The organism is Dietzia natronolimnaea (assembly GCF_002289575.1).
GTDB lineage: Bacteria > Actinomycetota > Actinomycetes > Mycobacteriales > Mycobacteriaceae > Dietzia > Dietzia natronolimnaea_A.
This window is the reverse complement of sequence record NZ_NTGA01000016.1, coordinates 61658-86391: the sequence shown is the minus strand read 5'-3', so window position 1 is coordinate 86391 and position 24734 is coordinate 61658. Positions and strand designations below refer to the sequence as shown.

General features: G+C 72.6%; 21 protein-coding genes. 17 read left to right on the top strand and 4 right to left on the bottom strand.

Annotation, left to right across the window (positions count from 1 at the left end; all coding sequences use genetic code 11):
- Window positions 1–144: 144 nt before the first annotated feature.
- Window positions 145–1686, top strand: coding sequence for an NAD(P)-binding domain-containing protein (locus CEY15_RS09405; protein ID WP_095718211.1), 1542 nt, complete (start codon window positions 145–147; stop codon window positions 1684–1686).
- Window positions 1687–1723: 37 nt separating this feature from the next.
- On the opposite strand, the gene CEY15_RS09400 is transcribed toward CEY15_RS09405, so the two are convergent.
- Window positions 1724–3211 (bottom strand): HNH endonuclease signature motif containing protein, encoded by a 1488-nt coding sequence (locus CEY15_RS09400; RefSeq protein ID WP_245847452.1) that lies wholly within the window; start codon window positions 3209–3211, stop codon window positions 1724–1726.
- A gap of 381 nt (window positions 3212–3592) precedes the next feature.
- Window positions 3593–4294, bottom strand: a complete 702-nt coding sequence (locus tag CEY15_RS18135; RefSeq protein WP_245847450.1) for a helix-turn-helix domain-containing protein — start codon at window positions 4292–4294, stop codon at window positions 3593–3595.
- A 193-nt stretch (window positions 4295–4487) separates the two neighbouring features.
- On the opposite strand from CEY15_RS18135, the gene CEY15_RS09390 reads away from it, so the two are divergent.
- The 12 genes from CEY15_RS09390 to CEY15_RS09335 all read left to right on the top strand — a co-directional run bounded on the left by CEY15_RS09390 (window position 4488) and on the right by CEY15_RS09335 (window position 19369).
- The gene (locus CEY15_RS09390) at window positions 4488–5849 is read left to right on the top strand and encodes an amidohydrolase family protein (RefSeq protein WP_095718210.1); all 1362 of its coding nucleotides are present in this window, start codon (window positions 4488–4490) and stop codon (window positions 5847–5849) included.
- Window positions 5846–6610, top strand: a complete 765-nt coding sequence (locus CEY15_RS09385; RefSeq protein ID WP_095718209.1) for an ABC transporter ATP-binding protein — start codon at window positions 5846–5848, stop codon at window positions 6608–6610. Before CEY15_RS09390 ends, CEY15_RS09385 begins: the two co-directional genes overlap by 4 nt.
- Entirely contained in the window at window positions 6610–7572 is a 963-nt protein-coding gene (locus tag CEY15_RS09380; protein ID WP_428844192.1) for an ABC transporter permease, read from the top strand. Before CEY15_RS09385 ends, CEY15_RS09380 begins: the two co-directional genes overlap by 1 nt.
- Window positions 7573–7733: 161 nt before the next feature.
- Window positions 7734–8915, top strand: coding sequence for a nitrate ABC transporter substrate-binding protein (locus CEY15_RS09375; RefSeq protein WP_095718208.1), 1182 nt, complete (start codon window positions 7734–7736; stop codon window positions 8913–8915).
- Window positions 8912–10240, top strand: a complete 1329-nt coding sequence (locus tag CEY15_RS09370) for an FAD-binding oxidoreductase (RefSeq protein WP_095718207.1) — start codon at window positions 8912–8914, stop codon at window positions 10238–10240. The genes CEY15_RS09375 and CEY15_RS09370 overlap by 4 nt, the downstream gene beginning before the upstream one ends.
- Window positions 10228–11052, top strand: a complete 825-nt coding sequence (locus CEY15_RS09365; protein ID WP_095718206.1) for a creatininase family protein — start codon at window positions 10228–10230, stop codon at window positions 11050–11052. The genes CEY15_RS09370 and CEY15_RS09365 overlap by 13 nt, the downstream gene beginning before the upstream one ends.
- Window positions 11049–11666: a pyridoxamine 5'-phosphate oxidase family protein gene (locus tag CEY15_RS09360; RefSeq protein ID WP_095718205.1), complete on the top strand. Its 618-nt coding sequence runs from the start codon at window positions 11049–11051 to the stop codon at window positions 11664–11666. Before CEY15_RS09365 ends, CEY15_RS09360 begins: the two co-directional genes overlap by 4 nt.
- 68 nt (window positions 11667–11734) lie before the next feature.
- Entirely contained in the window at window positions 11735–13135 is a 1401-nt protein-coding gene (locus CEY15_RS09355) for an amidohydrolase family protein (RefSeq protein ID WP_095718204.1), read from the top strand.
- The gene (locus CEY15_RS09350; protein WP_095718203.1) at window positions 13132–14511 is read left to right on the top strand and encodes an 8-oxoguanine deaminase; all 1380 of its coding nucleotides are present in this window, start codon (window positions 13132–13134) and stop codon (window positions 14509–14511) included. The genes CEY15_RS09355 and CEY15_RS09350 overlap by 4 nt, the downstream gene beginning before the upstream one ends.
- Window positions 14512–14517: 6 nt before the next feature.
- Complete coding sequence (locus tag CEY15_RS09345; RefSeq protein WP_095718202.1) at window positions 14518–15414, top strand: FAD binding domain-containing protein; 897 nt, start codon at window positions 14518–14520, stop codon at window positions 15412–15414.
- On the top strand, window positions 15411–18041 hold the full coding sequence (locus CEY15_RS09340; protein ID WP_095718201.1) for a molybdopterin-dependent oxidoreductase: 2631 nt from the start codon (window positions 15411–15413) through the stop codon (window positions 18039–18041). The genes CEY15_RS09345 and CEY15_RS09340 overlap by 4 nt, the downstream gene beginning before the upstream one ends.
- The gene (locus CEY15_RS09335; RefSeq protein ID WP_245847447.1) at window positions 18038–19369 is read left to right on the top strand and encodes an amidohydrolase family protein; all 1332 of its coding nucleotides are present in this window, start codon (window positions 18038–18040) and stop codon (window positions 19367–19369) included. The genes CEY15_RS09340 and CEY15_RS09335 overlap by 4 nt, the downstream gene beginning before the upstream one ends.
- A gap of 64 nt (window positions 19370–19433) precedes the next feature.
- Here CEY15_RS09335 and uraH read toward each other — a convergent pair whose 3' ends face one another.
- On the bottom strand, window positions 19434–19757 hold the full coding sequence (gene uraH / locus CEY15_RS09330) for a hydroxyisourate hydrolase (protein WP_095718199.1): 324 nt from the start codon (window positions 19755–19757) through the stop codon (window positions 19434–19436).
- A gap of 10 nt (window positions 19758–19767) precedes the next feature.
- Window positions 19768–20319, bottom strand: coding sequence for a 2-oxo-4-hydroxy-4-carboxy-5-ureidoimidazoline decarboxylase (locus CEY15_RS18480; RefSeq protein ID WP_176475065.1), 552 nt, complete (start codon window positions 20317–20319; stop codon window positions 19768–19770).
- 298 nt (window positions 20320–20617) lie between these two features.
- Here CEY15_RS18480 and CEY15_RS09320 point away from each other — a divergent pair, with 298 nt between their 5' ends.
- Genes CEY15_RS09320 through CEY15_RS09305 form a run of 4 tightly spaced genes read left to right on the top strand, consistent with a single transcriptional unit; the run spans window position 20618 to window position 24707 of the window.
- A complete protein-coding gene (locus CEY15_RS09320) occupies window positions 20618–20938 on the top strand; it encodes an urease subunit gamma (protein WP_095718198.1) in 321 nt (106 codons plus the stop codon).
- A complete protein-coding gene (locus CEY15_RS09315; RefSeq protein ID WP_095718197.1) occupies window positions 20935–21762 on the top strand; it encodes a sirohydrochlorin chelatase in 828 nt (275 codons plus the stop codon). Before CEY15_RS09320 ends, CEY15_RS09315 begins: the two co-directional genes overlap by 4 nt.
- Window positions 21763–21807: 45 nt before the next feature.
- On the top strand, window positions 21808–23994 hold the full coding sequence (gene ureC, locus CEY15_RS09310) for an urease subunit alpha (protein ID WP_095718196.1): 2187 nt from the start codon (window positions 21808–21810) through the stop codon (window positions 23992–23994).
- Window positions 23991–24707: an urease accessory protein UreF gene (locus tag CEY15_RS09305; protein WP_095718195.1), complete on the top strand. Its 717-nt coding sequence runs from the start codon at window positions 23991–23993 to the stop codon at window positions 24705–24707. Before ureC ends, CEY15_RS09305 begins: the two co-directional genes overlap by 4 nt.
- Window positions 24708–24734: the final 27 nt, after the last annotated feature.

Below are 24734 nucleotides of genomic sequence, written 5' to 3'. Positions count from 1 at the left end.
CGGCCCCGCCGATCCGACCGTCGCGTCCCGCGGCGCGGCGGTCGAGTCATCAGTCAGGCATCGCCGTGGTGTCCGCCCGGGCGCAGGACCCGGGTGGGCCCGCGGCATGGACCCGGGCCCGCTGAACCCAGGAGTTCCTCCGCCATGACCGCCGTGACCTCCGACGCCGTAGCCTCCGCCCCCGACACCGTGACCGCGGCCCAGGACTCCCGGCGCCTTCCCGACGCCGAGGAGCGCCTCGCGGCCCTCCGGGCCCGTGTGCACGAGGACATCGCCGCCACCAGCCATTCGCGCGACTGGATCCCTCGCGATCCGGGGTCCAGCGAGCTCGACGTCCTGGTGATCGGCGGGGGGCAGGCCGGCCTGGGCGCCGCGTTCGCGCTGCAACGCCAACGGATCGACCGCGTCCTGGTGGTGGACGACGGTCCGGAGCAGCAGGTGGGGTGCTGGGACCGCTATGCCCGTATGCACACCCTGCGCAGCCCCAAACACATGAGGGGAATCGAGTTCGACGTCCCCTCCCTGCACGTCCGACGCTGGTTCGAGGCCGTGTACGGCGAGGCCGCGTGGGCCGCCGTCGAGCTCGTTCCCCGGCTCGACTGGAACGACTACCTGCGGTGGTACCGGGAGGTCACCGGCGTCCGGGTCCGGCATCAGACCCGCGTCGCGGCGATCCACCGGCCCGCCACCCCGGACGGGCCCTTCTCCGTGGAACTGAGTGGGCCGGCGGGGGACGAGACCACGGTAACGGCCAGGCGCATCGTCTGCGCGCTCGGACTCGCGGGCGGGGGCGGGGCGCGCGTGCCGGACCTCATCTCTTCCTCGCTGCCCCGCGAGCGCTGGTTCCACACGGAGGACCCGATCGACTTCGCCGCGCTGCGGGGTCTGCGGGTGGCGGTGCTGGGCGGTGGCGCATCCGGGTTCGACAACGCGGCCACCGCTCTTGACCACGGCGCGGTCCGGGCGCACGTGTTCGTTCGACGGGCGACCCTCCCGGCGTCCAACCCGCTGCGGTGGATGGAATTCCCGGGCATGCAGGAACGCTTCTACGACCTCGACGACGACGCCAAGTGGGAGTTCGGCGTGATGTCCGGTGGCCTCCCGCAGCCGCCCACCCAGCACTCGGTGTGGCGGTGCTTCGCCCACTCCGGCTTCGCACTGCACACCGGCTGCGGGTGGAAGGCCGTGTCGATGGTCTCCACCGACGCCGGTGAGCAGGAGATCGCGATCGACACCGACAGGGGGCGGTTCCACGCCGACGTGGTGCTGGCCGCGACCGGATACACGGTGGACCTGCGGTTGCGTCCGGAACTCGTCGAGTTCGTCGACGACATCGCGCTGTGGTCCGACCGTCACCCGCCCGCGGTGGACCACCCGGCAGGCCTGAGTCCCTATCTGGGTCCCGGGTTCGAATTCACCGAGCGAGACCCGGGCACCGCCCCGTGGCTCTCCCGGTTGCACCATTTCTCGACCGGCGCCCGCGCGTCCATGGGCGTGACCGGGAACCAGCTCTCCGGCATCTACGGCGGTATCGGGCGGATCGCCTCGACGATCACCACCGCGATCACCCGGGAGAACTGGGGCCGACTCGCCGGGGACTTCGCGTCCTTCGAGCACATCGAGGTCCGCTCCGTCGGTCCCCACGACGCGTCCGACGGGTGGTATCCGACGAGCTCGCGGTTCTGACCGCGCGAGTGTCGCTGCGCTCATCAGACTGCGCTCATCAGAACGGGGGCTCGTCCCCAGGCCCCGTGGTCGAGGGCGCCGAGGGTTCCACCGGACCGGGCGGTGGAGCGTGTCGCCGGAGTCGCGCCTGCGCGCGGAGAGTGTGTCGTTCGGCATCACGCCGGTGCCGCAGGTGCGGACGTCTCCGGGATTCCGCACATCCGCTGCCGGTCGCGCCTGCCTCGGCGGCCTCCTGCTGACGCCGGCTCGCCTCGGGTCGTCGGGGAGCGGCGTGGTCTGAGAGAGGGCCCGTGGGATACGTCGTGACACGGGTTGCGGGGTCTCTGTCCGGATGGTGGGGACCGTGGATCCACACATAGGAACCGTCGGTGTCCCGGTAGTAGGCCCACACTCCGTCGGTCTTGAGCCTGTGGTGGAAACGGCAGAGGCTCCCGAGGTCGTCACAGGTCGTGTGCCCGCCGCGTTCGGGAAGGTCATGGTCAAAGGGGATGATGTGGTCGAGGTCGGACTTCTCGGCCGGTGTCTGGCAACCGGGGAACACACAGGTGCCGTCGCGTCCACGGCAGAAGTGGGCCAGGGCCTCGGACGGGGCGTGGCGTCGGGCGGCGGCGGTATCGGGATCCGAGAGTTCGGAGAGCTCGTGGACGCGGTGGCTGACTTCGCGCTGCAGTTCGTCGGCGGTGTGCCCGGAGATCGGACCGTATCCGGCGAGGGAGATCCCACGGTTGAGCGGGCTGCCGTCGTCGTAGGCGTGGAGGACCACCCGACGCGCCGCGGACCGGGCCTCCGGGTCGCCGGGGTGTTCTCCTCGCGGGTCGGGCAGGCAACTCCACCCACGGCTGAGCGCGAGCAATCCGGCCGCTCGGAGTTGGCCGAGCGTTCGCGGATCGCCCACCGGTGCGGTGCGGGCGAGCGCCTCGACACGGTCCGCGATCTCCAGTGCGTCCTCGGCGGTGAGCGTGGCCGTGATGATCGCCCGGTCGTCGCGGATGGGCACCAGTTCCACGTCCTGACCGCGACGGGACTGTTCGGCGCGGGCGTCGGCACCCAGCGGATCGCAGGCGGAGATGGTCTTGAGGAGCATCTTGCGAAGCGGCCCCAGCCGCGGCGGGTGGGTCCGGCGCCTGGTGGGAGCCAGCCCCTCGCTGATCCGGCGGTCAACGTCGGGCATGAAGTGATCGGCCACCAGGGCTGTCTCCTCGGCGATGGTGTGGGCGGCGAGGATCCCTATCCATCCCGTCGCCAGGAGCGCCGCGGTGCGTGGAAGTCGCTCGGTCAGCTCGACTGCGGTGGTCACCAGCCGGGATGCCCCGTGGCGGGAGAGTGCCATGGAGGCGCCGATCATCGTGGCCGCCGCCTCCCACGGGTCGCGGTGAAGGTCGCCCTCGGCGGCGAAGCCGTCGGTGGCCGATCGGACACAGTCGTAGGCGTAGGCGAGGGTCCGCCCCTCGGCCGCGTAGATCGTTCGTTGGGTGAGGTAGCCGCGTTGCTGGCCGGGGTCCCACCGGGCGAACGCCTCGGGCACCAGGACGGGGAGTGTCGGCCCCGTCGTAGCGGTGAATCCGGGAGGTGGCACCAGTGTGTCGGGAGGGTCGGCGTTGTCACGTGGCGCGGTGGTGTCTCGTGGCGCGGCGGTGTCTCGTGACGCGGTGTGGTCACGTGTCGCAGTGTCGTCGGACGGGTGAGGTGGAGGCGAGGTCATGATTCGATCGTATGTTCGAGGTACGACATGCTGTCCTGGCGGAGTGGCCGGCCCTCCTGACCTGCGGTGCCCTGCTCGGCCCCCGCAGGGCACCGCAGGTCAGAAGGGTGCTAAGTCCGCGAAGGAGGGGGGCGGGATGGGGCAGAGGTGGGGTCGAGGGGTGGCTGCCGACATCCAGCGGCGGGCGACGGGTGGTCCGACGCCTCAGCCCGGCCGCACCACGATCAGGCACGCCGTGCCGCCCTCGGGCACGTACCAGCGGTGGGGGAGTGTCCCGTCGTACCGCGCCACGTCCCCCGGCTCGAGCCTGCTGTGTGATCCGCCCACCTCGAGCAGGACGGTGCCACGGGTGACGTAGATCCATTCGCGACCGGGGTGTTCGAAGAACCGTCCCGGGACGTGATTGGTCTCCACGAACTCGAGGAACTGCGTGTCGTTCGGCCCGCCCGGCAGTAGTCGGGTGTGGCCCCCGACTGTCCCCTCCGCACGGGTGAGGATTGCGCCCTCCGACGCGCGACGAATGTCTACCTGAGTGGACGTCACGCCGCCGGCGGTCGTCGCCGCGTCGGCTGCGGTCGTCGCCGCGTCGGCTGCGGTCGTCGCCGCGTCGGCTGTCGTCCCGTCGCCGCCCGATGCTGCCGGGCCGGTCGTCGTGGGGCGTCCTGGTGGCTGGTCGACGGCGTCGACCGCTTCCAGCAGGTGCGCCTGGGTGGTGCCCAGCGCGTGCGCGAGACCCTCGAGGGTCGACATGCTCGGAGCCGCTTTACCTCGCTCGATCTGGCTGAGGAAGGGTTGGGAGATGCCGGCCTGACCCGCCACCTCCACGAGGGTCAGGCCCAGCTGCTGGCGGTGGTGCCGGATGCGGGAACCCAGGCGCGTCAGTCCGTCTTCGCGAAGTCCCGACACCGGTGCCTCCCGTTCTCCGTGAGCGCTCTGCGAGCGGTTACAGGCCAGATCCGGCGGGGTAATCCGGCCGAAACACCCGCCCGTGACACTGATCTGTATTGACGAGGTCAATATCCCGCGTCCTGATCGAAAGCGCAAGGACACCATACCGACCCGGTCGGGGCCGGTCCGGCAGAGCAGGAGAACCCAGTCAGTGGACACACTCACACGCCAGCGTGGTGACGGGGCGCCGAGCCGCGGCACCCTTGATGCGAGGCCGGACGGCCCCGCCGCGAGGGCTCACACCACAGTCCCGAGGCAGGTCGACCGGATCACCGGGGTCGGGTTGCCCGACGGCCGGGTGGTCGACGTGGACATCGAGGGTGGTGTGGTCGTCGCCGTCACCGAGGTGGGCGGCGCCGGCCTCCCGGACCTCGCGAACCCGGGCCCGGCGGTGATCGACGGTCGCGGTTATCTGGCGCTGACGGCGCCGGCGGAACCCCACGCGCACCTCGACAAGGCCCTCAGCTGGGGCGCGACCAGACCGCCGGGGTGCGACCTCGGTGCGGCGATCGACGCCTGGCGGGCCTTCTCCGTCACGGTGGACGAGGACGAGATCCACGAGCGGGCGCTGGCGGCGGCCCGCCGACTGGTCGCCAGCGGCACCACGGCGGTACGCACCCACGTCGACCTCCATGACGACGGTGACCCCCTGCGCGGGATCCGGGCGCTGGTCCGGGTGCGTGACGAGCTCGCGGACCAGGTGGACCTGCAGATCGCCGCGATGGTGGGCGACGAGGATCCCGCCGACCGCGTCCGCGCAGCCCTCGAGGCCGGGGCCGACCTCATCGGCGGCGCCCCCCACATCGCCCCGGACAGTATCGCCGAGACGCACCGACTGATCGATCTGGCCGAGGAACTGGGAGTGGGTGTGGACCTGCACGTCGACGAGTTCCTCGACGGCGACCACGCGATGCTCACGACCTTCACCGACCGGGTCGCCTCGTGGGAGCCCGGTCGCATCCGGACCGCCGGCCACTGCTGCCGGATCGGCGCGATGGACGCCCTCGGCCAGGCATCGGCCGCAGAGGCGCTGTGCGAGGCGGGGGTAGGGGTGGTGACCCTGCCCATCACGAACCTCTACCTGCAGGGGCGGGCGGAGTGCACGTCCACGCCCCGCGGACTGCCTCCGGTGCAGGGGTTGCTGGACGGCGGCGTCACCGTGGGTGCGGGTGCGGACAACGTGCGCGACCCGTTCAACCCGGTCGGCCGGTCCGACGCGGTGGAGACCGCGATGCTGCTCGTCGTCGCCGCCCATCTGGACATGGACACCGCATGGCACCTGGTCACCGACGGCGCCCGCGACGTCATGGGCCTGCCGCCCGCCGGCCCCGTTCCCGGCCATCGCGCGGATCTGCTGCTCGTGCGCGCGGGCGGGCTCGATGACGTGATCGCCGACGCCCCCGTGGACCGGATCGTGCTGCGCGCGGGCCGCGTCGTGTCCGCGACGGCGTCCGTCGTCGTCGACCCCTTTCTCACCCAGGCCCACTCTCCCGACCTCCAGGAGGCACCATGACGACCCCATCCCGCCCCGTCCTGCGGCCGGGTGCCGAGATCCTCGGTTTCTCCGACGTCGGCGTGACCTACCCCAACGGCACCCGCGCGCTCGAGGGCGTGGATCTGCGCGTGGGGGCCGGTGAGTTCGTCAGCGTGGTGGGGCCCTCGGGCTGCGGCAAGTCCACGCTCCTCGGCCTGGCCTCGGGCCTCGCGCAGCACACCGACGGATACATGCAGACCGGCACCGACCGGGTGGGGTACGTCTTCCAGGACGCCACGCTGCTGCCGTGGCGCACGGTCGCCCAGAACGTCGAGATGCTGGCCGAGCTCGACGGGATCGGCAAGGCCGAGCGGCGTCGGCGGGCGCAGGAGGCGATCGACCTCGTGGGGCTGTCCGGCTTCGAGCAGTCCCTGCCGCGCGAGCTGTCCGGCGGCATGAAGATGCGGGTGTCGCTGGCGCGCTCGCTGACGCTCGAGCCGGAGCTGTTCCTGTTCGACGAGCCGTTCGGCGCGCTCGACGAGATCACGCGCCAACGACTCGGTGACGAGCTCCTGGGGTTGTTCGCCGCCAAGCGTTTCGCGGGCCTCTTCATCACCCACTCGGTGTCGGAGGCGGTGTACCTGTCCACCCGAGTCGTGGTGATGTCCGGCCGTCCCGGTCGCATCATCCACTCCGTCGAGGTGCCCTTCGACGTCCCCCGCGACCCCGAGGTCCGCTACTCGGCCGACTACATCAACCTCGTCGGCGAGGTTTCCCAGGCACTCGAGGAGGCACACTGATGGACAACACCACCACCGCCACGCCGGCTCTCCGGGCGGGTCGGGCCGCGCCCGGGCCGACCGCCCCGGGTGAGGAGCCGGGCCCCCACGATGGCGCCGGGTCCGGGGACCCGGGGTCACAGTCGGCGACGACGACAACGACGACGACGACGAAGCTCGCGCGTCCGCGACTGACCGCGGACGGCCCGCTGGTGCGCATCGGCGGGCCGCTCGTCGTGTTGGCCCTGGTCCTGGGGCTCTGGTATTTCGTCAGCTACGTGGTCCTGGAACCCTCCCGCCGGTTCCTGATGCCGGCACCGCACGTCGTCATCACCGAGGGGTTCATGGGCCCCAACCTCCAGGCCATGCTCGACGCGCTGGGGCGGACCACGGTGGTGGCGCTGACCGGCCTGGCGATCGCGTTCGTGATCGGCGTGGTGTGGGCCATCCTGATGAGCCAGGAGACGTGGGCGGAGCGCTCCCTGTTCCCCTACGCGGTGGTGCTGCAGTGCATCCCGATTCTCGCGCTGGTGCCGCTCATCGGGTTCTGGTTCGGATTCGGCTTCACCGCGCGGGTGTTCGTCTGCGTGCTCATCGCCCTGTTCCCGATCGTCTCCAACACCCTGTTCGGGCTCAAGTCCGTCGACCCGGGGCTACGGCGTCTCTTCCGGCTCCATCACGCCGGCCGGTTTACCGTACTGCGCAAGCTCGAGGCGCCGGCCGCGCTGCCCGCCCTGTTCGAGGGGCTGCGCGTGGCCGCCGGGCTGTCGGTGGTGGGCGCGATCGTCGGGGACTTCTTCTTCAAGCAGGGCGACCCCGGAATCGGCATCCTCATCGACACCTACCGGGCCCGGTTGCAGTCCCCCGAGCTGTTCGCCTCCATCCTGCTGGCCTCGCTGCTCGGCGTGGCCGTGTTCCTGGCCTTCGGGCTGCTCTCACGCAAGGTGGTGGGCCGGTGGTACAACGCCGAGGACCAGCGGTGACGGCCGCCGTTCCCTGAGTCGGATCCCTGGACTAACCCACAGCCGTGCATTAACCCACATCTGCCCGAGCGGCAACACAACCGAAACGAAGCATCGCTTCACTGTAGATATTGATCACGTCAATACGGGAGACCGGACCCGGTCCCCGGGAGGAGACCCCCATGCGCCGCACCCACACCACCAGGACCGTGCTCTCCGTCGCCGCCCTGTGCACCCTCGGAGCCGCCACACTCACCGCCTGCGGTGGTGGCGACTCCGAGACCGAGGCCGCGTCCGGCTACACCGGTGAGATCGGTGCCGTGGACCTCAGCGCGAGCTGCCCCGCCACCGTGGTGGTGCAGACCGACTGGAACCCGGAGGCCGAACACGGACACCTGTACGAACTCCTGGGGCCGGATCCCACGATCGACGCCGCGGCCAAGGCGGTCTCGGGTCCGCTGTTCGCCTCCGGGGAGTACACCGGTGTGGACGTGGAGATCCGGACCGGCGGGCCGGCGATCGGGTTCCAGCAGGTGACCGCGCAGATGTACCAGGACACCGACATCATGCTCGGGTACGTGGACTCGGACCAGGCCGTGCAGAACTCCCTCAACAACCCGACGGTCGGGGTGTTCGCCCCGCTCGACATCAACCCGCAGATGATCATGTGGGACCCGGAGACCTACCCCGACGTGGCGCGGATCGCCGACCTCAAGGACGAGGACACCCGCGTCCTGTACTTCGAGGGCAACGCGTACATGGACTACCTCACCGGGGAGGGGATCCTGGACCCCGCGCAGGTCGACGGCAGTTACGACGGCTCGCCGTCCAACTTCGTCGCGGCGGGCGGAACGGTCGCCCAGCAGGGCTACGCCAGCGCCGAGCCGTTCATCTACCAGAACGAGGTCGCCGAGTGGGGCAAGCCCGTGGCCTACGAGCTGCTCCACGACACCGGATACCCGATCTACAAGTCCATGATGGCGGTGCGCTCGGCAGAGCTCGAGGACAACGCCGCGTGCCTCGAGCAGCTGGTGCCGGTCCTGCAGCAGGCCGAGGTCGACTACTTCGCCGACCCCGCCCGCACCAACGAGGTGATCGTCGACGCCGTCGAGCAGTTCAACACCGGATGGGTCTACAGCGACGAACTGGCCGACTTCGCCGTCGAGGCCATGCTCGACCGCGAGATCGTCGGCAACGGTCCCGACTCGACGATCGGCAACTTCGACGAGGAACGACTGGCCGACATCGTCGCGCTCGTCTCGGGCATCTACGAGGCCGCCGACGTCTCGATCGCCGAGGACGTCACCCCGGAGAGCATCGCGACCAACCGGTTCATCGACCCGGCCATCGGGATGACCCAGTGAGCGAGACCCAGACGGTGACGCCGCCGGCCGCCACGGCCCCGGACGTGGGCGGACTCGTGGAGGACCTGACCGCGCTGCTCGGCCCGGACCTCGTGCTCACCGACGACCGCAGTCTCGACAAGGCCTCGCAGGACGGCTCCTACCTGAGCCCCATCCTGCGTGCGCAGTGGCCCATCGGACGGCCCGAGGTGGTCGTGCGGCCCACGAGCGTCGAACAGGTCCCCGCCGTCGTCCGGGCCGCGGTCCGGCACGGTGTCCCCATCACCTCTCGGGGCAAGGGCACCGGGAACTACGGGCAGGTGGTCCCGCTCCACGGGGGGCTGGTGCTGGACCTGACCGCGCTGCGGGGCATCGACCACGTGGACCCGGAGGCCGGGACGGTCACCGCGGAGGCCGGGGCGCGCATGATGAGCCTGGAGAAACGCCTCGCGCGGGACGGCTCGCAGCTGTGGATGTATCCCTCGACCGTGCAGTCCACCCTGGGGGGATTCCTTGCCGGGGGGTCCGCCGGTACCGGCACGATCGTCCACGGCCGCAACCACGAGGGGTTCGTCGAGGCGCTCGACGTGGTCTACGCCCACCCGGATGCCGAGATCGTGCACCTGGAAGGCGACGACGCCCAGCCGTTCGTGCACACCTACGGGGTCGCGGGGATCATCGTGCGCGCCACCGTGCGGATCGAACCCCTGCAGGAGTGGCGGTGCGTCTACGCCAGTTTCGACGACCACCACGACGCGTTCTCGGTGGTCCCGCGGATCCACCGGCTCGATCCGGCCCCGCGGCTGTGTTCGGCGGACGGCGCGCACGTGGCCGGGTGCCTGCCGCCCGACGAGGCCATCCCACCCGGCCGGGCCAGTCTGCGGGCGATCGTCGACGCCTCGGTCGTCGACCGGGTGAGCGCCCTGGTCGCCGAGGCCGGGGGAGTGGTGGAGGCGGTCCGCTCAGGGGTCAACGAGTCCATCAAGGTCTCGACCCTGTCCTACAACCACCCCACCCACTGGTTGCAGAAGGCCGAGCCCGACACGTGGTTCCACATGGAATGCCAGGGCGACGCCCTGGTGGAGCGGCTGGACGAGGTCGAGGCCGTCTACCCGGGCGGGACCCTGCACCTCGAGGCCGGCCACGGGCGGATGTTCGGCATGCTCAACGGGCACTACACCGACCCGGACGCCGCCTACGCGGGCGTGCCCGTCCTGGAGGAACTGGGTGTGAAGGTGCACTCCCCGCATCAGTACCGCGTGGACCACGGCACCGAGGAGGTGCGGGCACTCGCGGCCCGGACGGACCCCTATGGCCTGCTCAACCCCGGGCGGTGGGGGTCGTGATCGGGCCCGCACGTCGATACTCGGACCTCAGTACGGTCGAGGCCGCGGATGTGGGCCGGGGCGATCCCGTGGCGGTCATCCCCGCCGGTGCGATCGAGCCCCACGGCCCCCACCTCCCCCTGGCCACCGACCTCATCGTGGCCGAGGCGGTGGCCTCCCGCGCGGTCGAGGAGGCAGCCGGGGTCGACGCCTGGCTCATGCCCGCGCTCGGTTACACCAAGAGCGACGAACACTCCTCGTTCCCCGGGGCGATGTGGATCACCGCGGACACGCTGCTGTCCCAGGTGCGGGAGCTCGGCTCGGCGCTGCGTGCCAGCGGGTTCCGCCGCGTGCTCTTTGTCAACTGCCACGGCGGCAACTCCGCCCTGTTGGAGGTGGCACTGCGGGAACTGCGCCGGCGCAGCGGTCTGCAGACCTTCCTCTACGCCGGTAAAGCCGTGCCGGGGCCCAGTGAACTCGGGATGGGGATCCACGCCGGTTGGGCCGAGACGTCGATGATGCTCCACCTGCGCCCGGACCTCGTGGACATGTCCGTGGCCGAGGCCCGGGTCCCGACCGCGTTGGCCGGCTGCCAGCACATCGGATTCACCGGCCCCGTGAAGTTCGGCTGGCTGGCCGACGACCTGTCCGACACCGGGGTGATCGGCGACCCCACCGGCGCCGACCCCGACACCGGGGCCCGGCTGGTGGCCGATCACGTGGCCACCGTGGTCGGTGCGCTCGGGGAGATCGCAGATTTCGCCCCCGCCCGCTTCGACCCCGCCCGCGGGATCCCGGACGCTGTCCCCGCCGCGGCGGGAGCCGCACGATGACCGCCGCCGAACTGCCCGGTACCCGGGCGGATGAGATCCTGCCGGAACCGGGGGAGGACCCGCTGGCCGCGATGGTGGCCTGGCTCGCCGTCGACCCCCTCGACCCGCCCCTGGGGGTGCTGGCCACCGTCGACCCGGAGGGTACGCCGAGGTGCCGGCACCTCCTGATCTCCGGGGTGAGCGCCGAGGGACCGACCTTCCACACGGACTCGCGGTCCCAGAAGGTGGAGGACCTCGCCGCGAACCCCCGCGCGACCCTCGTCGTCCTCAGCGACGACCGGACCCGCCAGCTCACGATGACCGGCCCCGCGGCGCCCACCGACTCCGACGAGCAACTGCGCACCTACCGCGACCGGACGCCCTATCTCAAGCTCCTGGCCTGGACCAACAGCACCGCCACGGCCGCCCTGCCCCCGGACGGACGCCGCCAGGTGTGGGCGGAGGCCGTCTCGCGGCGCGGACCCGCCCCGCAGGAGCCGCCCGACACCTGGACCGGCTACCGCCTGCGACCCGACACTCTGACGTTCTGGAAGGGCGACGCCGACGCCCCCTCGCACCGGAGACGGTTCCACCTGCGCGACGGTGGGTGGCTGGCCGAGGAGCTCCCTGGCTGAGGACGTCGCCCCGACCCCCAGTGTCCCGCCGACCCCAGCACCCCGCCGCCCCCGACGAGAGAAGCCCCATGATCACCTTCACCGATGCGCTCGTCATCCCCGTCACGGCCGACGACCCCCGGTGGTTCCACGGCTGGGTTCACGTCGACGAGGGCGGGGTGATCGCCGCGCTGGGCCCCGGCGACCCGCCGCCGGGCCTGCCCGGCACCGTCCACGACCTGGGCGGGTCGATCCTGGCGCCGGGGTTCGTCTCCGCGCACAGTCACCTGTTCACCGCCGGGATGCGTGGCATCGCCCCCGATGACACGCTCTACGGGTGGGTCTCGCGGATGGGCGAGATGATGGTCGGGGCGGAGTCCGAGGACCTGTACTGGTTCACCCTCGCCGGCTGCCTGGACTTCCTGCGCAACGGCGTGACCAGCGCCTACAACTTCACGCAGAGCCGGGTGGTGGCGGTGTTCGACCACGCCACCTCGACCCTGGTGGCCGAGCGGGTCCACGACGTCGACTTCCTCACGCGGCAGATCGACGCGCAGGCCGACTCGGGGCTCCGGTGCGTCACCTCGACCCGCCTGGACGATGAGCAGCTGCCCGAGGCGGAGTGCTTCGAGGCGTTCGCCCACGTCACCGAGCACCGCCTGCGCACGGTGCCCCGGGACCTGGACCTCGGCGGCTCGGTGTTCGGGTCGGTGCAGTGGTCGTCGTCGCCCGTCACCGCCGACCGCGAACGCGAGACCATGTCCCGCCACGGGGTCGGGAACCAGGCCCACTTCGTGGAGACCGCCGAGCACCTCCAGGTGCAGCGGGCCAAGTTCGACTGGTACGACCGCGCCGGGGTCCTGGGTCCCGACTTCGCCTTCGGCCACTTCGTCCACCCCACCGAGGACATGGTGCGGCGCGTGGCGGAGACGGACTCCGCCGTGATCTGGCAGGCCACCTCCAACGGGCGGCTGGGCTCGGGCATCGCCGACGTCACCGGGTACCGCGAGGCGGGCATCCGGGTGGGGATGGGGCTGGACGACCAGTCCTGCACCGACGTCTCCGACCCGTTCCAGAACATGCGCATCGGCCTGTACACCCAGCGGGCTGTGCACTCCGACGCCTCGATCCTGGCCGCGCACGAGGTGCTGCGGATGCACACCCTGGGGGGCGCACAGGCGCTCGGCCTGTCCGACCGGATCGGCAGCATAGAGGTGGGCAAGCACGCCGACCTCCTGGTCGTGGACCCGACCGCCCCGGCCACGGGACCGATCTGGGACCCGGTGGCGACGTACGTGTTGGCCTGCTCGCTGCGGAATCTCACCCACGTGTACGTGGGCGGCCGGCTGGTGGCCGAGGGGGCCCGGAGCCTGCACCCGCTCGCGGACGAGGCCGATGCCCAGCTCACCGAGCGCATGGTCCGCTCGGCGCGGGCGCGCGGGTTCATCCCGGCATTCACGCGCCCTGCTCCTGTGGGGACGCGACCGTGACGGCGGGGGGCGGTGGCGCCGTCCTGATCGAGAACTGCGCGATCGCGACCGTGGACGACCGGGCGGCCGAGTACGCCAGCGGTCACGTCCTGCTGATCGGGGGCCGGATCACCGCGGTGGGGGCGGGGCCGTGCGATCCCGCACTCGTGCCCGACGGTGTGGACCGGGTCGACGGCACCGGCTGCCTGGCCACGCCGGGGCTCGTCAACACCCACCACCACCTGTACCAGTGGCTCACCCGCGGACTCGCGGCCGACGCCACGCTCTTCGAGTGGCTCACCGCGTCGTATCCGGTGTGGGCGGGCATCGACGCCGACGACGTCCGCACCGCCGCGCTCGGGGGCCTGGCGCACCTGGCGCTGGGCGGCTGCACCACCACCACCGACCACCACTACGTGGTGCCCGCCGACGCCGGGGACGTGTTCGCCGCCGAGATCTCCGCCGCCGCCACGGTGGGACTGCGCTTCCACCCGTGTCGCGGGTCCATGGACCTGGGCCGCAGCGCGGGTGGACTGCCGCCGGACTCGGTGGTGGAGGGCATCGACGCGATCCTGGCCGGTACCGCCGAGGTGATCGACCGGCACCACGACGCCACGCCGGGGTCGATGTGCCGGATCGCCGTGGCACCGTGCTCGCCGTTCTCGGTGACCGGGGACCTGCTGCGCGCCAGCGCGGACCTGGCCCGTGAGCGGGGCGTGCGCCTGCACACCCACCTGGCCGAGACCGACGACGAGGAGGCGTTCTGCCGCGAACGGTTCGGCAGCACCCCCATGCAGTACATGGAGTCCGTCGGCTGGACCGGCCCCGACGTGTGGTTCGCCCACACCGTGCACCTGGACGACCCCGCGATCGCCGCGATGGCCTCCGGCGGCATGGCGGCCGCGCACTGCCCGGTGTCCAACGGTCGGCTCGGCGCCGGCATCGCCCGCGTCCCCGACATGCTCGCCGCGGGCGTGACCGTGGGGTTGGGCGTCGACGGCGCCGCGAGCAACGAGTCGGGAGTGCTGTGGGAGGAGATGCGCCAGGCCCTGCTGCTGGCCCGGGCCACCCGGGGCCCCCGCGCCGTGGACGTGCGCACCGCCCTGCGGATGGCCACCGCGGAGGGCGCGCGGACGCTGGGCCGCCAGGACGAGATCGGCCGGCTGGCACCGGGCTACCTGGCCGACGTCGCGCTGTGGCGACTGGACACCCCCGCCCACGCCGGCATCGACGACCCGGTGGCCGCCCTGGTGCTGGGCTCTCGCCCGCCCATGGCCGGGGTGTGGGTGCACGGCAGGCGCGTCGTGGCGGACGGCCGGGTCATCACCGTGGACGCCGAGGCCGTGGCCCGGGACGTCGTGGCCGCCCGCCGCCGACTGCTGGCCAAGGCCGGGTGAGGCCCAGTGGACCTGGTCACCGTCACCGAACTGCACCGGCCGCGCACCCGCGACGATGCTCATCGAGCACTGCTGGCCGGTGCGGCGCCCCTGGCCGGAGGGACCGCACTGCACGGTGAGGCGCACCTCCATCCCGCCGGCGCCGCGGCGCCACCGGGGGAGAACACGCCGGCGCTCACCGGGCTGGTGGACCTGCTCGATCTCGGCTGGCCCGACGTCGAGGAGCTCCCGGACGGTGGCCTGCGGGTGGCGGCGACCGCCTCGTTGCGGACCGTGCTCGACCACCCGCTCACCGCGGAGCTGCGGCCGTTCCTGCACGACGCCTTCTCGTGCCTGCTGGCCTCGTGGAAGATCTGGGCCCGCGCGACCTGGGGAGGCAACCTCTGCGCCGCACTGCCCGCCGGCGCCGGCACCGCTGCGGCCTGCACCCTCGGTGCGACCGCGGAGATCTGGACCCCGGACGGCGGCACCCGCACGATCCCCGCCGCCGACGTGGTGACCGGCCCGGGTCACACGTCCCTGGCCCCGGGGGAGATCCTGCGGGCCCTCCACATCCCCGCGGGGGCGGGCCGCGCGCGCTACGCCGTCCGCCGGCACTCGCTGGTGCCCAGCGGCCGCTCCGGGTCACTGGTCACCGGCCGCCTGGACCCCGACGGGAGCTGCACGCTCGTCGTCACCGCGGCGGTCCCCGCCCCGCAGGTCCTGGAGTGGGCCACCCCGCCCCCGCCCGAGGTCGCCGCGGCCGCGGTCCGCGACCTGCGCCACTGGCACGACGACCCCCAGGGTCACCCGAGCTGGCGCCGTCACGTCGCGGGGATCGCGGCCGCCGCCGTCGTCGTCGACCTGTGCGGCGAACCCGGCACCCAGCCCAGCACCCACCCCGGCCAGGAGGAGGAGAGATGAAGATCTCGGTCGACGGGCGCGACTACGCGCCGACCCCGCGGCCCGGCCAGTGTCTGCGGACGCTGCTGCGCGAACTCGGCCAGGTCGCGGTCAAGAAGGGCTGCGACACCGGCGACTGCGGCGCCTGCACGGTGCTGGTCGACGGCGTGCCCACGCACTCCTGCGTCCTGCCCGCCCACCGGGCCGAGGGCGCCGACGTGCACACGGCCGCCGGGGTGCCCGACGAGGTCCCCGCGGCGTTCGCCCGCGCCGCGGGGTTCCAGTGCGGGTACTGCACGGCGGGGATGGTCACCACCGTCACCGGACTGGACCACGCCCCGTGCGCCCGCGACGGTGGCCCGGCCGCGCGGACCGCCGCGATGAAGGGCAACCTGTGCCGGTGCACCGGATACCGCGCGGTCGAGGACGCCCTCGACGGCGCCGCGAACGCCTGCCCGGCCGGAGGGATCGGCAGCCCCGTCGCCGCGCCCGCCACCGACCGCGTCGTGCGCGGGGCCGAGCCGTTCACCCTGGACACCACGCTGACCGGCTGCGCTCACCTCGCGGTGCTGCGTTCCCCGCACGCGCACGCCCGGATCGTGGAGATCGACGCCTCCCGCGCCCTGGCCATGCCCGGTGTGGTGGCCGTCCTGACCCACCACGACGACCCGGACGTCCTGTTCTCCACCGCCCGCCACCAGCGGCGCACCGACGACCCGGACGACACCCGGGTGCTGGACCCGGTGGTGCGCTACCACGGGCAGCGTGTGGCCGCGGTGGTGGCCGAGACCGCTCAGCTCGCTCGCCTGGCCTGCGGGGAGATCGACGTGCGGTACGAGGTCCTGCCGTCGGTGCTGGACCCCGAGGCGGCGCGGCAGCCCGGGGCCCCGGTGGTCCACGGGGACAAGAGCCCCGGGTCCCATCGGATCGCCGACCCCGCGCGCAACGTGGTGGCGAGCTGGCGTGGCGCGGTGGGGGACGTCGACGCCGGGGTGGCCCGCGCCGCGCACGTGGTCACCGGGACCTGGAGCACCTCGCGGGTGCAGCACACGCACCTGGAGACGCACGCGGTGATCGTCCGCCACGTCGACGGCGGGCCCCGGTGCGGCGGCGCCCTCGACATCCGCTCGTCCACGCAGGTGCCGTTCCTCGTCCGGGACGAGCTGGCGTGGATCTTCGGCCTGGAGCGGGACGACCTGCGCGTCCACGCCGCTAGGGTGGGCGGGGGATTCGGCGCCAAACAGGAGATGATCGTCGAGGACCTGGCCGTCCTGGCCGCCCTGCGGACCGGGCGCGACGTGGTGTGGGAGTACACCCGCGCCGAGCAGTTCACCTCCGCCACGGTGCGGCACCCCTACCGGGTGACGGCGACGGTCGCGTGCGACGCCCGTGGCCGGCTCACCGCGCTCGACCTGGACGTGCTCTCCGACGCGGGCGCGTACGGCGGGCACTCGGCGGGCGTGATGTTCCACTCGATCACCGAGTCGGTGGAGCTGTACCGCTGCCCGGCCAAGCGCGTGGCGGCCGAGGCCGTCTACACCACCACCGTCCCGTCCGGCGCCTTCCGCGGGTACGGGCTGGGGGAGGTGGGGTTCGCGCTCGAGAGCGCGCTCGATGAGCTCGCCGAGGCCGCCGGGATCGACCCCGTCGAACTACGGCGGCGCAACGTGGTGCGCCCGGGTGACCGGTTGGTGAGCTCCGCGGGCGACGACGACGAGCTGGCCCTGTCCTCCTACGGACTCGACGACTGCCTGGACCTCGTCGCCGGAGCCCTGGAGTCGGGACGGGGGGAGTCGGCCCCTGCCGGGTGGTCCGAGGGGAGCGGGGTCGCGGTGTGCATGATCGCCACCAACCCGCCGGGGGGCCACCACGGCTCCGCCCGCGTGGAGATCGACGTCGACGGCACCGTGCACGCCTACGTGGGCACCGCCGAGTTCGGCAACGGCACCGCCACCGTGCACACGCAGATCGTGGCCGAGGTGCTCGCGGTCCCGTCCGACTCGGTGGTGCTGCACGCCTCGGACACGGCGCAGCTCACCCACGACACCGGTGCGTTCGGGTCGGCCGGGACGGTGGTGGGCGGTCGCGCGCTGCACCGGGCCGCCACCCGAGTGGCCGACCTCCTGCGGGCCGGCGCCCACCTGCCCGTGTCCGCCGAGGGCTCCGCCGACGGGCTCGGTCGGCAGGCGGCCTTCACCGTCCAGGGCGTCCGCGTGGCCGTGTGTCCCGACACGGGCACGGTCCGGGTGCTGCAGAGCGTCCACGCCGTCGACGCCGGGCGGGTCCTCAACCCGCAGCAGCTGCGGGGTCAGGTGGAGGGCGGCGTCGCCCAAGCCCTGGGGGCGGCGCTGTACGAGCAGGTGATGCTCGACGACACCGGCGCGGTGGCCAACGCGACCCTGCGCCACTACCACCCGCCCCGCATGGGAGACGTGCCGCGCACCGAGGTCTTCTTTGCCAACACCGTCGAACCCCAGGGCGTCCTGGGCGCCAAGTCCATGTCCGAGGCGCCCTACTGTCCGGTCGCGGCGGCCGTCGGCATCGCCGTCCGGCGGGCCACGGGGGTGCGACAGGACTCCATCCCGCTGACGCCGGACCGGGTGTGGATGCGCTCGTTCGCGCCGACGCCGATCGGGGTCAACGCGTGAGCGCGCGGGTTCTGCGGGTGACGGGAGCCTCAGCGGTCTGGTCCCCGGGTCGCGCGTCCACCGAGCCCACGACGCTCGAGTGCGTGGACGGGAGGATCGCCGACGGTGTTAGTTCTGGCGGTGCTGAGTCTGCCGAGACCCTCGACGCCGACGGCGGGGTGATCACCCCGGGGCTGGTCAACGCGCACCATCATCTGCTGCAGAGCGCGTTCCGGACGCTGCCCGGCACGCGGGGGGTGGAGATGTCAGTCTGGCTCGCTCGGATGCGGCAGGCCTACGTCGACGCCCGCGTGGACCCGGACCTGGTGGGGCTCGCCGCCCGGGTGGCGCTGGCCGAGTCGCTGTTGTGCGGGGTCACCACCGTCGCCGATCACCACCTGACCTGGCCGCCCGGTGTGGACCCGGTGCAGATCGCGGGGGCCGCCTTCGACGCGGCGGGTGACGTGGGTGCCCGCCTGGCGTTCGTCCGCGGCACCGTGGGCTGCGACCCGGACGCGGCCGCCTCGTCGGTGGCGCGGATCCACGCCGCGCACCTGACCGGAGCGCGGGACGGGGTGACCGGGGATGGCATGCGGCAGCTCGCCGTGGGCCCGTCGGGGATCCACGCCGACGGACCCGCCACGTTCGGCGCCCTCGGCGAGGTCGCTCGGGACCTGGGCTTGCGTCGGCGCACGCAGGCCAACGAGCAGGTCGACGTGGCCCGCGCCGCCGAGCTGTACGGGCGGCGGCCCCTGGATCTGCTGGACGAGTGGGGCTGGCTCGCCCCCGACGTCACCCTGGCCCACCTGTGCGACATCACCGACTCCGAGGTGGCGCTCGTCGCGGGGTGCGGGGCCTCCGTCACCCACGCCCCGGCCTGCGATCTGCCCATGGGGTGGGGCGTGGCCCCCGTCGCGCGGCTACTCGACGGTGGGGTGCGCGTCGGACTGGGCACCTCGGGCGGCGGGAGCAACGACGCCGGACATCTTCTCGCCGATGCCCGGCTGGCCATGCAGGTCGCCCCGCTGGCCGGGCGGCCGATGGACGCTCTCGAGGCGCTGACCATGGCCACCGCCGGTGGGGCGGACGGACTGGGCCGGACCGAGCTGGGCCGATTGACTCCGGGATCGGCGGCCGACCTGGTCGTGTGGGACGTCTCGGGCGTGGCGGACGCCGGTGTGGCCGACCCGGTCCCCGGCCTGCTGTGGGCCGATCCGGGCCGACGTCCCCGTCACGTGGTGGTGGGCGGAGTCGTGGTGGTGCGGGACTTCCAGCTGGTCCGGTGCGACGAGCGTGCCGTGGCCTCCGAGCTGCGCCGCGAGTGCGCACGGAGGGGGATCGGGCGGTGACCTGGGGTGCCCTGCGACCCCTGTGCAGGGCACTGCAGGTCAGAGCGTTGGCGAGGACCGCGGCTCAGGACCCGCGGTAGGTGCTGTAGCCGAAGGGCGACAGGATCAACGGCACGTGGTGGTGGGCGGCCGGATCGGTGACCTCGAAGCACACCACCGCCTCAGGGTAGAAGCCGCGAAGGCCTTTTGAGCGCTGGTAGGCGCCGGTATCGAAGTGCAGGCGGTACACCCCGGCGCCGATCTCGACCCCTCCCAGCTCGGGCGCCCGTCCGTCGTCGTCGGTGGTGCCGGTGGCCAGTACCGCGCCCGCGGCGTCGGTGAGCAGATACGCCAGTCCGGACGCGGGGGCCCCGGTGGACGTGTCCAGCGCGTGGGTGCTCAGGGACATCAGGTGCTCCTCACAGTGTGCCGGTGTCGAGCAGCCGGTCCAGTCGCAGGGCGTTGATCCTCGCGAGGTGGTCGCGGGTGCACGCGAGCTCCTCGGCCGGGTCGAGCGCGATCCTCCGGTCGAGCTCGTCCACGATCTCGCGCGCCGACAGCCCGGTGGCGCAGACGAGGAACGCGTGCCCGAAGTGCTCGGCGTGGCGCCGCTGCCCGTCGGCCAGGCGCCGCGCAAGCTCGGCATCAGCGGTCGCCGCCGCGCTCTGCTCGCGGGCCGAGGCGCCCTTGACCGGTTCGGATCCCGCGCCCGCTCTCGGCCCGATCGGCGGGTGCGCGTCGACCGCGGACAACACCTCGGCGTCGCTCTGGTCGGCGAGCACCCGTCGGGCCGCGGTGTGCAGGGCCGTTCGCGAGCCATACGGCCGGCCCCCGAGCACCGTGCGCGCCCACCCGGCCGAGCCCGAGAGCTCCGTCAGTGCGGGCAGCAGGTCTTCCGCGGGTGCGGAGTCGAAGTCGCGCACGGCGGCGTCGTCGTCGGTCGCCGTCGCCTCGGCGGTGTCCTGGGGCATTGGTTCATCATGGCAGTCGACGGGGCCCGGATCGCCGACGACGCGGGAGTCGTAACGCGCTGTAACAACCGCGGCCGCCGGACCTGCCGCCATTGTCGTCGCCGGGTGCGCTGCCCTCTGACCTGGGGTGCCCTGCTCACCCTCCGCAGGGCACCCCAGGTCAGGGGCTGTGCCGGGTGCTCGGAGCCGGGGGTGGGGGCGGTCCTCGGCACCGGTGTTACACGGCCGACACACGGTGGTATTAGCGTGATCGACACGCCCCGGCGCGCTGACGCTCCGAGCACGAGAGGACCCGCCGATGAAGCTCACCCCCCGCGAAATGGACAAACTCACCCTGTTCACCGCGGCGGAGGTGGCCCGGCGGAGGCTCGACCGCGGAGTGCTGCTCAACATCCCGGAGGCCACCGCGCTCATCTCGTGGGAGATCGTCGAGCACGCCCGCGACGGTCGCACCGTCGCCGAGTGCACGGACCTCGGGCGCCGGGTCCTGGATGCCGGGCAGGTCATGGCCGGTGTGGTGGAGCGGCTGCCGATGATTCAGGTCGAGGCCACCTTTCCCGACGGCTCCAAGCTGGTGACCGTGCACGATCCCGTCGGCCCGGTGGAGCAGCAGGAATGACCGCTCACGTCCCGGCCCACCCGCACGCCCACGCGCATCAGCACACCGACCCGGCCACCGCCCGGATCGTCGTGGCGCTGGGTCCGGAGTCCGAGCAGATGCCCGATCTGGGGATCCCGGCCGCTGCGCCCGGGCGTGGGCTGTCCGACCTGGTGGCGGCGGAGGGCCAGGCGGGTGACCTCGTCGTCGTCGTCCCCATGACGTTCGGCCGCGCACCGGCGATGATCGCCGACTGCGCCCGCACCCTCCGCGACGTCCGGGGCCGTACCGGCGGCACGCGGCTCGCGCTGGCCGCGCCGCTGGGCGACGCCACGATGCTGGTCACCCGACTGCGCGCCGCGATCCGACGCCGCGATCTCGCCGACGCCGCGGCCGATTCGGTGCTGGTCGTGAGCCCGGCGATCGACCCGTTCGCCGACGCCGAACTCTTCCGCCTCGCCCGCCTCGCCCGGCAGTACGGCCGGCCCGAGCTGGTGGAGGTCGCATTCCACGGTGGCGCCGAGCCGGACCCCGACCTGGCCGGCGGTCTCGCGCGTCTCGATGCGCTCGGTGCACAGCGACCGGCCATCGTGAGCGCCACACTGGCGCCGGCCCCGCCCACCGGCCGCGATCTGCCCGGCGAGGGCGAGTACCTGATGGGCCCGGCCGTCGTGCGCAGCATCATCGACACCCGTGTGCGCGAGGCGGTCCACCGGCTCGACCACGGCGCTGGTGGTGTTACAGGCGCAGATGGCATCGACGCGGCGCTCAACGCCGAGGACGGCCACGGTTACGCCCACTCCCACGTGGCGGCCGACGGCAGCGTCTACACCCACTCGCACTAGACACCACCTCACAGACCCACCCCACCCACCACCCAGAGGAGCGCGATGTCCGGATCCGGGAAGTACCAGTACGGCGACGGCGACATCACGCTGGGCGCCGGTCGCGCGACCATCGAGCTCGAGGTCACCAACACCGGCGACCGCGCGGTCCAGGTGGGCTCGCACTACCACTTCTTCGAGTCCAACCGGGAGCTGCGCTTCGACCGGCCGGCCGCTTACGGGCGCCACCTGGCGATCGGCGCGGGCCTGGCGGTGCGGTTCGAACCCGGGCAGACCCGCACGGTGCGGCTGGTGGACTACGCCGGCGAGCGCGTCTGCCGCGGCTTCTCCGGACTGGTCGACGGGCCCCTCGACGACCCGGCCGTGCGGGAGCGCGCGCTGGAGCGGATGCACGACGGCGGGTTCCTGTGTGTCGGCGCTGAGGTGTCCGATAACGCTGGGGTGCCCGATGACGACGACGACGAGGCCGGGCGCCACGCCGAGGGCCCGCCGACCGTGCTCCCCCGCGCGACCTACACCGACATCTACGGACCCACGATCGGTGACCGGTTCACGTTGGCGGACACGGTGCTGACCGTCGAGGTCGAGACCGACCACAACGCTGTCACGACCAACGGCTCCAGCGGCTACGGCCAGGAGGCCGTCTACGGCGGCGGCAAGGCGATCCGGGACGGCATGGCGCAGGACCCGGCGGGAACGCGGGCCTCGGGCGCGCTGGACCTGGTGATCACCGGGGCCACGATCCTCGACGCCGTGATCGGGGTGGTCAAGGGCGACATCGGGGTGCGCGACGGCCGGATCGTGGCCGTGGGCAAGGCCGGCAACCCGCACCTGCAGGACGGCGTCCACCCGGACCTGGTGATCGGCCCCGGCACGGAGGTCGTGGCGGGCGAGCACAAGATCGTCACCGCCGGGGGAGTGGACACCCACATCCACTTCATCGCACCGCAGCAGGTGGACGAGGCCCTGTCCAACGGGGTGACCACCATGTTCGGTGGCGGGACCGGCCCGTCCGACGGCACCAAGGGGACCACCTGCACGCCGGGCGCCTGGAACATAGGCCGGATGCTGCAGGCCGCCGACGGGTTGCCGGTGAACATCGGGATCCTGGGAAAGGGCAACACCTCCCAGCCGGAGTCGGCGGTCGAGCAGATCGTCGCCGGCGCGGCGGGCCTGAAGATCCACGAGGACTGGGGGACCACCCCGGCAACCATCCGCTGCGTGCAGGAGGTCGCGGACGAGTACGACGTGCAGGTGGCAATCCACACCGACACCCTCAACGAGTCCGGCTTCTACGAGGACACCCGCGCCGCGCTCGGCGACTCGACCATCCACACGTTCCACTCCGAGGGCGCCGGCGGCGGACACGCGCCCGACATCCTGCGGGTGTGCGGTGAGCCCAACGTCCTGCCGGCGTCCACCAACCCGACGCTGCCCTACACCGTGAACTCGGTCGACGAGCTGCTCGACATGGTGATGGTGTGCCACCACCTGTCGCACGACATCCCGGAGGACGTGAGCTTCGCCGACTCCCGCGTGCGGGCCGAGACCATCGCCGCGGAGACCGTGCTGCACGACGAGGGAATCATCTCGATCTTCTCCTCCGACTCCCAGGCCATGGGGCGGATCGGCGAGTCGTGGCAGCGGGCGTTCCAGACGGCCCACCACTGCCGGGTCGAACGCGGGCCGCTGCCCGAGGACAGCGATCGCAACGACAACGAGCGGGTCCTGCGGTACGTCGCCAAGATGACCATCAACCCCGCCATCGCCGCCGGGATCGCCGACCACCTGGGCTCGATCGAACCCGGCAAGCTCGCGGACCTGGTGGTGTGGCCGGCCGAGTCCTTCGCCGCCAAGCCGTCGCTGGTGATCAAGGGCGGGATGATCGTGTGGGCGCCGATGGGTGACCCCAACGCCTCGCTGCCCACCCCGCAACCCGTGATCTACCGGCCGATGTTCGGCGCGTACGGCGGGGCCATGCAGTCCACCCGGGTGACGTTCCTGTCCGCGGCCGCGATCGAGGCCGGCGTGCCCGAGCAACTTGGCCTGACCTCGCCGTGCCTGCCCGTGCGCCGGTGCCGCGGGATCGGGAAGAAGGACATGGTCCGCAACGACCGCTGCCCGCGGATCGAGGTGGACCCCGACACCTACGTGGTGACCGTCGACGGCGAGCCCGCCACCATCGCCCCCGCGACCACCCTGCCGCTGGCCCAGCTGCACTATCTGGCATGAGCGGCTCCGACCTGTCGCGGCTGCTGCTCGCGCTGCAGTTCACCGACTCGTCGTTCCCCTCGGGGATGTACACCCTGTCCCACGGGCTCGAGGGGCTGGCCCAGCGGGGTGAGGTCGACGCCCGGCGCCTGCCGCAGGTGCTGCACTCGATGCTGCGCCACGCCATCGGTCCCGCGGACTCCGTCGCGCTGGCACTCGCGTGGGCGGCCACCCGCGAGCACGGAAACCGGGACGCAGAGGCGCCGATGGAGGCGCTGACCCGCATCGACCGACGCCTGCACGCCACCCGGCTGACGCGGGAACTGCGCGACGGCGCCACCCGGACGGGCAAGCAGGTGCTGGATCTGGCGGCCGAGTTGCTCGACGACCCGGTGGTCAGCGCCTGGAACGGCCACGTCCGAGCCCGCCGGTCGCCCGGGTCCCAGTCCGTGGTGATGGGTGTGGTGTACGCGCGTGGGGGACTGGACCAGCGCGACGCCGTGGCGGCGGATCTGACCGCCGTGGTGATCAGCCTGGCCGGCGCCGCACTGCGACTGCGGCTGGCCGACCACCGCAGTGCCCAGGCGCTGGTCCGCGGGGCGGCGCCCGTGATCGAGGAGGTCGCCGACGCCGCCGTCGGCACCGTGCTGGAGGATCTGGGCGGGTTCGCGCCGATACTGGACCTGGCCAGTTGTCACCACGAGAACTCCGACGCTCGGCTCTTCGCCAGCTGAGGACACGACGGACACGCCACAACGGAA

What these genes read in the sequence shown, in the direction of transcription:
- CEY15_RS09405 (WP_095718211.1), top strand. Translation starts at nt 145, where the DNA reads ATGACCGCCGTGACCTCCGACGCCGTAGCCTCCGCCCCCGACACCGTG.
- CEY15_RS09385 (WP_095718209.1), top strand. Translation starts at nt 5,846, where the DNA reads ATGACGACCCCATCCCGCCCCGTCCTGCGGCCGGGTGCCGAGATCCTC.
- CEY15_RS09380 (WP_428844192.1), top strand. Translation starts at nt 6,610, where the DNA reads ATGGACAACACCACCACCGCCACGCCGGCTCTCCGGGCGGGTCGGGCC.
- CEY15_RS09375 (WP_095718208.1), top strand. Translation starts at nt 7,734, where the DNA reads ATGCGCCGCACCCACACCACCAGGACCGTGCTCTCCGTCGCCGCCCTG.
- CEY15_RS09360 (WP_095718205.1), top strand. Translation starts at nt 11,049, where the DNA reads ATGACCGCCGCCGAACTGCCCGGTACCCGGGCGGATGAGATCCTGCCG.
- CEY15_RS09355 (WP_095718204.1), top strand. Translation starts at nt 11,735, where the DNA reads ATGATCACCTTCACCGATGCGCTCGTCATCCCCGTCACGGCCGACGAC.
- CEY15_RS09340 (WP_095718201.1), top strand. Translation starts at nt 15,411, where the DNA reads ATGAAGATCTCGGTCGACGGGCGCGACTACGCGCCGACCCCGCGGCCC.
- uraH (WP_095718199.1), bottom strand. Translation starts at nt 19,757, where the DNA reads ATGTCCCTGAGCACCCACGCGCTGGACACGTCCACCGGGGCCCCCGCG.
- CEY15_RS18480 (WP_176475065.1), bottom strand. Translation starts at nt 20,319, where the DNA reads ATGCCCCAGGACACCGCCGAGGCGACGGCGACCGACGACGACGCCGCC.
- CEY15_RS09320 (WP_095718198.1), top strand. Translation starts at nt 20,618, where the DNA reads ATGAAGCTCACCCCCCGCGAAATGGACAAACTCACCCTGTTCACCGCG.
- CEY15_RS09315 (WP_095718197.1), top strand. Translation starts at nt 20,935, where the DNA reads ATGACCGCTCACGTCCCGGCCCACCCGCACGCCCACGCGCATCAGCAC.
- ureC (WP_095718196.1), top strand. Translation starts at nt 21,808, where the DNA reads ATGTCCGGATCCGGGAAGTACCAGTACGGCGACGGCGACATCACGCTG.
- CEY15_RS09305 (WP_095718195.1), top strand. Translation starts at nt 23,991, where the DNA reads ATGAGCGGCTCCGACCTGTCGCGGCTGCTGCTCGCGCTGCAGTTCACC.